The following is a 6981-nucleotide window of genomic DNA, read 5'->3' on the forward strand; positions in this document are numbered from 1 at the left end:
CTGGTGTCGTACGTCGTCGATTTCGAGACCGTCTCCACCACCGGCCTGGAGTCCTCACCGGTCGCCGAGGCCCTCGCCGGGCTGCGCGCCAACGAGGCCCGCTACTTCCGGAACAAGTACGACCACGTGTTCACGGTCTTCGCCGTCGAGCCGGCGTCGGCGGCACAGGAAGCGGTGGACCGCGTGCACCGCATCCTGCTGGAGGAGCGGGACCTCACCATCGGCTCCCGGCCGCTGGAGGCGACGTCCTTCGAGGTCGACGGCGTCCGCTGGACCTACGTCTTCTACGAGTCGGGCCTGTCGGTCAACGTGCTCTACACCCTCGCGGAAGGCGGGAAGCGGGCCGTCGGCTTCAAGCTCTCCGACGGCATGGAGGTCCCGGCCGAGCTCGCCGACCGCTTCAAGTTCGCCCGTCAGCGCTCCAAGCTCGCCGGCACCATCCGCGGCACGTTCTTCGTCATCAAGGGCGAATACGCCTAGCGGGAAGCAGCTTGTCCAGCTCGATCGTCACCGCGAACGGCACTGCAGTACGCAAAGTGTCGCGGTGGATGCCGGTCGCCACATACGCCCGGGTGGGTCCGTCGAGCTCGTAGGTGTGCACGACGGGCGCGGCGTTCTCCTCCTCGACGCGCCAATAATGGGCGATACCGGCTTCCGCGTACTTGCGCACCTTGACCGTCCGGTCGCGGTGCGCGGACTCCGGCGAGACCACCTCGATGACCAGCAGTAATTCGTCCGGCGTGAAGAACGTGCGAGGCGCATCGTCGTAGGGCACCGTCGTGGCCAGCACATCTGGTTCGGGGCGATTGCGCTTGTCGAGTCGAACGGTGATTTCCCGCTCGATCTCAACACCCGCCGGTGCCTGTTCTCTGAGGGTGACTTCCAGCGCTGTAACGACCCGGGCATGCCAGCGCAGCTGCGGCGACATCATGAATACGAGCGCTCCATCGAGCAGCTCGGTGTGTCGCGGCGCTTCGGGGAGGTGGTCGAGGTCGTCGGCGAACCACCCCTCGATGCGGGGCGGGCGCATCCAGTCGGGCACCGCAGTCATGTCGTCATCGTAGCGTTGCGTGACGGAGATCCGACGAATCAAGCGGCGCCGGCGATGATGGTGCGGTAGAGGTCCTCGATACGGGCGGCCAGGGTGACCTCGCCGGGCGACAGATCCGACATGCCCGGCACGCGGAGGCGGATCTGGGTGCGGCCGTCGAGGCGGCGCACGTCGGGGCGCACCTGGAGCGCGTCGGCGACGATCTTCATGCGCTCGGTCAGTGCCGCATGCTGGGAATCGTCCAAGTGCAGCGTGCGGCGAATCTCTTCGCCGTCGTGCGTCCAGCCTTGCAATAAACCCAGCGCATCGCTGAGATAGTCACGGTGCTGCTCGCTTCGCCTTGCCCGCATAACGACCTACCCTCCCGCGGCATCGTTGCCGGCTTGTGGCCGTTTCGAAGCCTGCCCGTCATCAACGGTGTCTGCAAGTCTGCTGGGCGACTGGTGGATCTGTCCACGGCCACATTTCCCTCGTCTGGTGAACAACAGGGCAGCGCCCGCAACCGGAACTTCATTTCGATCTGGCACCCTGGACATCCGTGCAGACCGAACGGTTGATGCCAAGGATCATCGTCGGCGCCGCGATCATCTCCGATGGCCGCGTCCTGGCCTGTGAGCGCGCCCTGCCGCCCGAAATGGCCGGAAAGTGGGAGTTCCCCGGAGGGAAGGTGGACCCGGGGGAGACCGAGGAGCAGGCACTGGTCCGGGAGTGCCAGGAGGAGCTCGGGGTCGATGTCGAGGTCGGCGCGCGGGTCGGTGCCGACATCACGATGCTCGGCGGCGCCGCGATCCTCAAGGTGTACCTCGCCCGGCTGGTGAACGGGGCGGTGCCCGTGCCACTGGAGCACAGCGACCTGCGCTGGCTCGCCGGCGACGAGCTCGACACGGTGCCGTGGCTGCCCGCCGACGCGCCGATCGTGGTGGCGCTGGCGCCGTTGCTACCTTCGACGGCGTGAACGTCACCTACCCCGAGGTCGGCGCGACCCGCGAAGGCCCCCTGCCGCCCGGCTACCACCATGTGACCCGCCGGGTGAGGGTGGGCCAAGGCCATGAGGACTTCGCCGCCGCAGCGGCCGCCCTGGCCCGCTGGCAGCCCCAGCGCGGCGCCGGGCTCCGGCTGCGCAGCGACGAGGACCGGGTCACGCTCGGCGGCCGGTTCTCCACCGGGATCGGGGTGGGGGCACTGCGGCTCTGGGTGCCGTGCCTGATCGTGTGGATCGTCGACGAGCCGGAGCGGTACGGGTTCGGCTTCGGCACCCTGCCCGGGCACGTCGAGACGGGCGAGGAGTCGTTCCTGCTGAGCGTCGAGCCCGGCGGCGAGGTGTGGTTTCAGATCAAGGCGTTCAGCCGCCCGGCGAAGTGGTGGGTCCGCCTGGGCGACCCCGTGGCGAAGCTGGTCCAGTCGCGGGTCACGGACCGCTACGCCAAGGCCATGCAGAAGGCGCCCCTCTGAGACAGAGAGGCGCCTTCTGGAGTCGGATCTAGTGGCCGTCGCCGGAGGGCGACGACGGGTGCTGGTACCGCAGCTGCTCCGGCGGCAGCGGGAACACCTGGTCGTCACCGAACGGAGAGCCGGCCGCCGCCCGGTCCAGGGTGAGCTCCGCCACCGTGAGCTTGCCGTCGGCGCCGACCGGCGCCTCCTGCGGCACCGGGCCCTCCTGGTGCCAGCTGCCGCTGGTGTCCGAGACCGCCAGGTCGCCCGAGGAGGTCTTGACAGACGTCGCGGCGCGCGCCGGTGTGGGATCGTCCAGCTGGTCACGACGGAAGATCTTGCGTCCGAGCCAGGTCACCGGGTCGTACCTCCGATCGACAACACGTTCCTTCATCGGGATGATCGCATTGTCAGTGATTTTGATGTGCTCGGGGCAGACTTCGGTGCAGCATTTGGTGATGTTGCAGTAGCCCAGGCCCTGCTCGGCCTGCGCCATCTCCTTGCGGTCGTCGCGGGCGTCGAGCGGGTGCATGTCCAGCTCGGCGGCCCGGATGAAGAAGCGCGGCCCGGAGAACGCCGTCTTGTTCTCCTCGTGGTCACGGATGACGTGACACACGTTCTGGCACAGGAAGCACTCGATGCACTTGCGGAACTCCTGCGAGCGCTCCACGTCGACCTGCTGCATCCGGTACTCGCCGGGCTCGACGCCGGCCGGCGGGGCGAACGCGGGCAGCTCGCGGGCCTTCTGGTAGTTGAAGTTGACGTTGGTGACGAGGTCGCGGATCACCGGGAACGTCCGCAGCGGCGTCACGGTGACCGTCTCGGTCTCGTCGAACGTCGACATCCGCGTCATGCAGCCCAGCCGCGGCTTGCCGTTGATCTCCATCGAGCAGGAGCCGCACTTGCCGGCCTTGCAGTTCCACCGCACGGCCAGGTCGGGCGTCTGCGTGGCCTGCAGCCGGTGGATGACGTCGAGCACGACCTCGCCCTCGTTGACCTCGACCTGGAAGTCCTCCAGCGAGCCGCCGGTGTCGTCGCCGCGCCAGACGCGGAAGTGGCGTTTGGTGCCCATCACAGCTCCTCGTCGGTCATGTACTTGGCGAGCTCGGTCTGGTCGAACAGGCCCTGCAGCTCAGGGCGCATGACCGGCAGCGGCTTGTGCTCCAGCCGGACGTCCTCGCCGTCGAGCGAGCAGACCAGGTTCACCTTGCGCCACTTCGGGTCCATCTTCGGGAAGTCCTCGCGGGTGTGGCCGCCGCGCGACTCCGTGCGCTCCAGCGCCGCCTTCGCGGTGCACTCCGACACGATGATCATGTTGCGGAGGTCCAGTGCCAGGTGCCAGCCCGGGTTGTACCTGCGGCCGCCGCTCACCCCGACCTTCTTGACGCGCTCCTTGAGCTCCGCCAACCGGGTGATCGACTCCCGCAGCTCGCCGTCGCGCCGGATGATGCCGACGAGGACGCCCATGATCTCCTGCAGGTCGTGGTGCAGCGTGTACGGGTTCTCCCCGGCATCCGCCCGCGCGAGCGGCGCCAGGGCCGTCTCGACGGCCGCCTCGACCGCGGCGGCGGACGGCTTGCGCCGGCCGATCCGCTCGGCGTGCGCGGCCGCGTGCTCACCGGCCCGCTTGCCGAACACCAGCAGGTCCGACAGCGAGTTGCCGCCGAGCCGGTTGGAGCCGTGCATGCCGCCGGACACCTCGCCGGCCGCGAACAGCCCCGCCACCGCGGCGGCGGTCGTGTCGGCGTCGACCTCCACGCCACCCATCACGTAGTGACAGGTCGGGCCGACCTCCATGGGCTGCTTGGTGATGTCGACGTCCGCCAGCTCCTTGAACTGGTGGTACATCGACGGCAGCCGCTTGCGGACCTGCTCGGCCGGCAGCCGGCTGGCGATGTCGAGCAGCACGCCGCCCGCCTTCGTGCCGCGGCCCGCCTTGACCTCGCTGTTGATCGCCCGGGCGACCTCGTCACGGGGCAGCAGCTCCGGGGGGCGCCGGTTGTTGTCCGGGTCGGTGTACCAGCGGTCGGCCTCTTCCTCGGTGTCCGCGTACTGCTTGCGGAACACGTCCGGCACGTAGTCGAACATGAACCGCTTGCCCTCGGTGTTGCGCAGCACGCCACCGTCGCCACGCACCGACTCGGTCACCAGGATGCCCTTGACCGACGGCGGCCAGACCATGCCGGTCGGATGGAACTGCAGGAACTCCATGTTGATCAGCGTCGCGCCGGTCCGCAGCGCCAGCGCGTGCCCGTCGCCGGTGTACTCCCAGGAGTTGGAGGTCACCTTGTACGACTTGCCGACGCCACCCGTCGCGAGCACGATCGCCGCGCTCTCGAACAGCACGAACTCGCCCGACTCGCGGTAGTAGCCGAACGCGCCGGACACCGCGCCGTCCTCGACGAACAGCTCCGTGATCGTGCACTCCTGGAAGACCCGGATCCGGGCCTCGTAGTCGCCGTGCTCGGCGAAGTCCTCCTGCTGCAGCGACACGATCTTCTGCTGCAACGTGCGGATCAGCTCCAGGCCGGTCCGGTCACCGACGTGCGCCAGCCGCGGGTACTCGTGGCCACCGAAGTTGCGCTGGCTGATCTTGCCGTCCTTGGTGCGGTCGAACAGCGCGCCGTAGGTCTCCAGCTCCCAGATCCGGTCCGGGGCCTCCTTGGCGTGCAGCTCCGCCATCCGGAAGTTGTTGAGGAACTTCCCGCCGCGCATCGTGTCGCGGAAGTGGACCTGCCAGTTGTCCCGCGAGTTGACGTTGCCCATCGCCGCGGCCGCGCCGCCCTCGGCCATGACGGTGTGCGCCTTGCCGAACAGCGACTTGGAGATGATGGCGGTCTTCTTGCCGGCGAGCCGGGCCTCGATCGCCGCCCGCAGCCCGGCGCCACCGGCGCCGATGACCACGACGTCGTACGTGTGTCGCTCGATGTTCGTCATGGGTTGTGTCCTCAGTTGAAGAACCGGAAGTCGGTGATCCAGCCGGCCGAGACCGCCATCACGTAGGCGTCGGCGATGATCACCGAGAACAGCGATGCCCACGCGTACTGCTGGTGCTTGGCGTTCAGCTTCGAGACGAGCCCCCACGCGCGGTACCGCACCGGGTGCTTCGAGAAGTGCTTGAGCCGCCCGCCGATGATGTTCCGGCAAGAGTGGCAGCCCAGCGTGTACGCCCAGATCAGCACCGCGTTGACCGCCAGGATCAGCGTGCCGAGCCCCATGCCGACGCCGCCGTCCTTGCCGTGCCAGGCGATGACCGCGTCATACGTCAGGACCGAGCCGACCAGGATCGCGGCGTAGAAGAAGTACCGGTGGATGTTCTGGAAGATCAGCGGGAAGCGGGTCTCGCCGGAGTAGGTCTTGTGACCGTCCGGGACCGCGCACGCCGGCGGCGACAGCCAGAACGAGCGGTAGTACGCCTTGCGGTAGTAGTAGCAGGTCAGCCGGAACCCGCCGGGCAGCACCAGGATGATCATCGCCGGCGACATCCACGACGGCAGCTGCGGGATCGGCTGGCCGAGGAAGTGGCTCGACCCCTCCACGCAGCTCTTCGTCAGACAAGGCGAGTAGAACGGCGCCAGATAGTGCTCTTCGCTGGCCCAGTAGTACTTGTTCATGATGGCGCGGACCAGGCCGTAGACCACGAAGGCCCCGAGACCGAGGAACACCAGCAGCGGCTGCAGCCACCACCTGTCCGTCCGCAACGTTTTCTCGCTGATCGCTGCGCGGGGCCCCGCGCCCGAGGCTGACCGAAGCCTGGCCGGCGTGGTCGTCATGGTGGTTGCTCCCTGGACGGGCCGATGTACCGATCTGTGGTCGGTGCACACGTTACGCCGGAACGCATCCGGCCTTGTGATCGCCCTCACCCACAGGCCTAACCACCGAATTTCCAGGCCGCACCCAGCCACTTACGAGCCGCCGCCCGCTGCCCTCACCCTTTCTGCCCACCCCGTGCCGCCGCACCGTCCCACCCGCACGGTCCCACCCTCATCAACCGCGTTCTCCCAGCTCAAAGCCGATTGAGCGGCAGCCCTTGCCGGCCACGCCCACGCTGGACACCACGGACGCCGCCACCTGCTCTCCTTGAGACACCCTCCGAGCCTTCGACCACTCCCGAGCCGCCGGGATCACCCATCACACCCCGCCCTAGAACAGTGGCATTTTCCACACCGAACGCGAACGCCCGACCTGCCCAACGCCGCCGAACCCGCCCGCCGGAGCGCGGACCCGCTCGCAGCACCGACCGGAACTGCCCTCCAGCCCGCCGCCCTGAGGCTCACCCTCGCGAGTGCCGTCCCCGGCCCGGCAGCCAGCGGCGGCACGGACACCCCCGCCGCCGTTCCGCTGCCCACCAGGTCAGCCGCCGTGTCGCGGTCGCGGTGGGTCAGTTCTGTGCCGTCGGGTTACTGCGCCGGCAGGTCGGTCGTCGCGTTACCAGTCCTGGGAGTCGGAGCGGTGCCGCTGTGCCGCCGTCGCGGTAGGACAGTGACGTGCCGTTGCGC

General features: G+C 68.6%; 8 protein-coding genes. 3 read left to right on the plus strand and 5 right to left on the minus strand.

Features of this window, described 5'->3' with window-relative positions; genetic code table 11:
* Nucleotides 1-3: 3 nt before the first annotated feature.
* A complete protein-coding gene (locus tag ACFY3L_RS06205; protein WP_389319295.1) occupies nt 4-480 on the plus strand; it encodes a phage tail protein in 477 nt (158 codons plus the stop codon).
* Here the strand turns inward: ACFY3L_RS06205 and ACFY3L_RS06210 are convergent.
* Both ACFY3L_RS06210 and ACFY3L_RS06215 read right to left on the minus strand, forming a co-directional pair.
* Complete coding sequence (locus ACFY3L_RS06210; RefSeq protein WP_389319297.1) at nt 461-1051, minus strand: Uma2 family endonuclease; 591 nt, start codon at nt 1049-1051, stop codon at nt 461-463. The genes ACFY3L_RS06205 and ACFY3L_RS06210 overlap by 20 nt on opposite strands.
* 38 nt (nt 1052-1089) lie before the next feature.
* The gene (locus ACFY3L_RS06215; protein WP_354788977.1) at nt 1090-1401 is read right to left on the minus strand and encodes a 4a-hydroxytetrahydrobiopterin dehydratase; all 312 of its coding nucleotides are present in this window, start codon (nt 1399-1401) and stop codon (nt 1090-1092) included.
* 206 nt (nt 1402-1607) lie between these two features.
* Between ACFY3L_RS06215 and ACFY3L_RS06220 the strand changes: the two genes are divergently transcribed.
* Both ACFY3L_RS06220 and ACFY3L_RS06225 read left to right on the plus strand, forming a co-directional pair.
* The gene (locus ACFY3L_RS06220; RefSeq protein WP_389319299.1) at nt 1608-2006 is read left to right on the plus strand and encodes a (deoxy)nucleoside triphosphate pyrophosphohydrolase; all 399 of its coding nucleotides are present in this window, start codon (nt 1608-1610) and stop codon (nt 2004-2006) included.
* Nucleotides 2003-2503, plus strand: coding sequence for a DUF1990 family protein (locus ACFY3L_RS06225; protein WP_389319301.1), 501 nt, complete (start codon nt 2003-2005; stop codon nt 2501-2503). The genes ACFY3L_RS06220 and ACFY3L_RS06225 overlap by 4 nt, the downstream gene beginning before the upstream one ends.
* A 28-nt stretch (nt 2504-2531) precedes the next feature.
* Here ACFY3L_RS06225 and ACFY3L_RS06230 read toward each other — a convergent pair whose 3' ends face one another.
* From ACFY3L_RS06230 to ACFY3L_RS06240, 3 genes are read right to left on the minus strand one after another with little or no spacing between them, the layout of a single operon-like run.
* Complete coding sequence (locus ACFY3L_RS06230; RefSeq protein ID WP_389319303.1) at nt 2532-3554, minus strand: succinate dehydrogenase/fumarate reductase iron-sulfur subunit; 1023 nt, start codon at nt 3552-3554, stop codon at nt 2532-2534.
* The gene (locus ACFY3L_RS06235) at nt 3554-5419 is read right to left on the minus strand and encodes a fumarate reductase/succinate dehydrogenase flavoprotein subunit (protein ID WP_389319305.1); all 1866 of its coding nucleotides are present in this window, start codon (nt 5417-5419) and stop codon (nt 3554-3556) included. The genes ACFY3L_RS06230 and ACFY3L_RS06235 overlap by 1 nt, the downstream gene beginning before the upstream one ends.
* Nucleotides 5420-5430: 11 nt before the next feature.
* The gene (locus tag ACFY3L_RS06240) at nt 5431-6255 is read right to left on the minus strand and encodes a hypothetical protein (RefSeq protein WP_389319307.1); all 825 of its coding nucleotides are present in this window, start codon (nt 6253-6255) and stop codon (nt 5431-5433) included.
* Between the last annotated feature and the right edge of the window lie 726 nt (nt 6256-6981).

This window comes from Dactylosporangium sp. NPDC000521, assembly GCF_042898305.1.
Lineage (GTDB): Bacteria > Actinomycetota > Actinomycetes > Mycobacteriales > Micromonosporaceae > Dactylosporangium.